Here is a 3002-nt window from a genome sequence, read left to right as displayed (position 1 = left end):
GGCGGGACCGTCTCGGGCACGCTCGGCTCGGGCCGCGCGACCGCCTTCTCCTCCGCGCAGCCCGCGACCGCGAGCGCCAGGACGAGCGGCACCGCGGCCGCGATCATCCTCAGGAAGCTGTGCAAGGACCCGTCCCCCGGACCGGACTCCCGGCCGGCCGTCGTCGGCCGGCCTCCTCGGCCCGTGATTCTGCCATCCACATGATATTGACCCTACGACCAGGCCGCCCGCCGGGCGACGCGATCGGCGCCGCGCGAGCGGCGACGCGGCGGCCGCGCGATGAGCCGTACCGGGACGCGATAAGCAGTACCGGGACGGCGATAAGCTCGGACCGTGGCAGGCATCGAACCGGAAGAGCAGCTCAAGGAGCTCGGCGCGACACTGTCCAGTATCGAGCAGGTGCTGGACCTCGACGCCATGCGCCGCGACATCGCCGAGCTGCGCGAGCAGTCGGCCGACCCCGACCTGTGGAGCGACCAGGACCGCGCCCAGTCGGTCACGCGCCGCCTGTCGCACCTGGAGAGCGAGCTCGGCCGGGTCGAGGGCCTGCGGCAGCGGGTCGACGACGCCGCCACGCTGTACGAGCTCGCCCAGGAGATGGACGACGCCGACACCCGCGCGGAGGCCGACGAGGAGCTCGCGGCGCTGCACAAGGCCGTCCAGCAGCTCGAAGTGCGCACGCTCATGTCGGGCGAGTACGACGCCCGGGAGGCGCTGGTCACCATCAACGCGCAGGCCGGAGGCGTGGACGCCGCCGACTGGGCCGAGCAGCTCCAGCGGATGTACCTGCGCTGGGCCGAGCGGCACGGCTACCCCACCGAGGTCTACGAGACGTCCTACGCCGAAGAGGCCGGGATCAAGTCGACCACGTTCACGGTCAAGGCCCCCTACGCGTACGGGACGCTGCGCGGCGAGCACGGCACGCACCGCCTGGTGCGGATCTCGCCGTTCGACAACCAGGGCCGCCGGCAGACCTCGTTCGCCGGCCTGGACGTCGTCCCCGTCGTGGAGCAGAGCGACCACGTCGACATCGACGAGAACGACCTGCGCGTGGACGTGTACCGGTCGTCCGGGCCGGGCGGCCAGGGCGTCAACACCACCGACTCGGCGGTGCGGATCACCCACCTCCCGACCGGGATCGTCGTGTCCTGCCAGAACGAGCGCAGCCAGCTGCAGAACAAGGCCACGGCCATGAACGTCCTGCAGGCCAAGCTCCTGGAGCGCAAGCGCCAGGAGGAGGCGGAGAAGATGTCCGAGCTGCGCGGCGAGGGCACGAGCAGCTGGGGCACGCAGATCCGCAACTACGTGCTGCACCCGTACCAGATCGTCAAGGACCTGCGCACCGGCGTCGAGGCGGGCAACCCCTCCGCGGTGCTGGACGGCGACCTCGACGAGTTCATCGAGGCCGAGATCCGCTGGATGCGCCAGCAGGAGACGGCCTGATCCCGTCCCGCTCAGGAGGGGCGAGGCGGAGTTCCCCATTCGCAGCGTGACTGCACGGTCACTCTGCGAAGATGGCGCGTGGTCCGGATCAACCGTCGCCATTCGGGGGGCCTCATGGCCGCACACACACATGTTCCGATCAATCCACTCGCCGGCGCGCTGGGCGGCTGCCTGCTCGTCACGGCGCTGACCGCCGGCTGCTCCGGCTCCGGCTCGCCCGCCGAGGCGGCGAAGGCCAAGGGGACGCCCGCGCTCACCAAGGCGCAGGCCGAGCAGGTGCTCGCCTCCTTCGCCGAGGGGCTGAACCGCGCGGGGAAGCGGCTCAGCGCCAAGGCGCTGCACACCGTCGAGACCGACCCGCAGCTGTCGATGGACGTCGCGGCGCTGAAGCTCCGGCGCGCCGTCCGCAAGCCGCCCGGGAAGCTGGCCTTCACCAGCAGCGCGTTCTACATCCCGCGCCTCACCGGCCACCCGCGCTGGTTCGCCGCTGACACCACCACCGGCACCGGCGACCGGACGCTCCGCCACGCGCTGCTGTTCACGCAGGACAAGCCGGGGTCGCCGTGGCTGCTCGCCGCCGACCCCTACATCGCCGAACCGGCCCTGCCCAAGGTCGCCCTCGACCCGGAGGGCTTCGCCACCCCGGTCGACCCCGCCACGCAGGACCACCTCGCCGTCGCGCCCGCGAAACTCCCGCAGGCGCACGCCGCCCTGCTCACCGACGGCCCGAACGCGTCCGGCGCCGCACTCCTCGCGGACGGGGCGCGCACCAGCGAGACCTACAAGGCGCTCAAGCAGGGCGAACGAGCCCTCGCCGGACGCGGCGTCACGCTGTCGTCCCGCTTCACCCCCGCGCCGTACAAGGTCTACGCGCTGCGCACCAAGGACCGCGGGGCGATCGTCTGGTATGTCCTGAAGCAGAATGAGGCGTACTCCGCCACGAAACGGGGCAGGCTGTCGGTGAGCGGGGATCTTGTCGGGCTCGCCCCGGCCAAGTCCGCCAGGACGCGCATGGACACCACCGTCCTCGTGCAGTACCTGGCCACCGTTCCACCCAAGGGCCGCGCCACGGTCAACGGCATGTACCGCAAAGCCGTCCTCGCCCACGGCTCCTGAACTCCGTCGGATGCCGGGCGGTCCAGCTCTTCTGACCGCTGCAGCCGGACCGCACCGGCATCCGACGGGCGGTGTTCATTTGTTTTCCCTCGGCGGTCGGGCCTTGGCGGCCCTTCCTTCCACGGGAAAACGGCGATCGCTGCATCGCTCCGGCTCGCCTAGCGGCTCGCTGCGCGATCAGGTTCTCGCTTCGCTCGAACCTGGCTTCGCACGCGATCGCAACGTGGCCCTTGTCGCAACCTGAGCTTACGGACGTGTGCCTTGACGTCCGCGCTCGGTTGCGGCGGCGGCTGAGGCCCGCGCGCCCGGGACCCGATAGTGGCGGGTTCTACACTGGCGCGGATATGTGGGGCTTGTCTCGTATTTCCGGCGGGGTGAGGCGTGCGCGGGGTGGGGTCTGCGGTGGTGGTTGCGGTGGTTGTTGGGCTGGGTGGGTGTTCTGG

2 protein-coding genes are annotated in these 3002 nt (G+C 71.2%); both read left to right on the top strand.

Translation table 11 applies throughout. The annotated features are described in order from the left end of the window. Nucleotides 1–333 precede the first annotated feature (333 nt). Nucleotides 334–1443, top strand: coding sequence for a peptide chain release factor 2 (prfB, locus tag ETD96_RS42985; protein ID WP_138642224.1), 1110 nt, complete (start codon nucleotides 334–336; stop codon nucleotides 1441–1443). Between the two features lie 114 nt (nucleotides 1444–1557). Next, nucleotides 1558–2559, top strand: a complete 1002-nt coding sequence (locus tag ETD96_RS42980) for a DUF8094 domain-containing protein (protein ID WP_138642223.1) — start codon at nucleotides 1558–1560, stop codon at nucleotides 2557–2559. The last annotated feature ends 443 nt before the right edge of the window (nucleotides 2560–3002 follow it).

This window comes from Actinomadura geliboluensis (assembly GCF_005889745.1).
Classification (GTDB): Bacteria; Actinomycetota; Actinomycetes; order Streptosporangiales; family Streptosporangiaceae; genus Spirillospora; species Spirillospora geliboluensis.
The sequence above is the reverse complement of the archived record's forward strand: the minus strand, read 5'-3'. Positions and strand labels throughout refer to the sequence as shown.

Excerpts from the sequence above, each read along its gene's own strand:
- ETD96_RS42980 (WP_138642223.1), top strand. The coding sequence starts at position 1,558 with ATGGCCGCACACACACATGTTCCGATCAATCCACTCGCCGGCGCGCTG.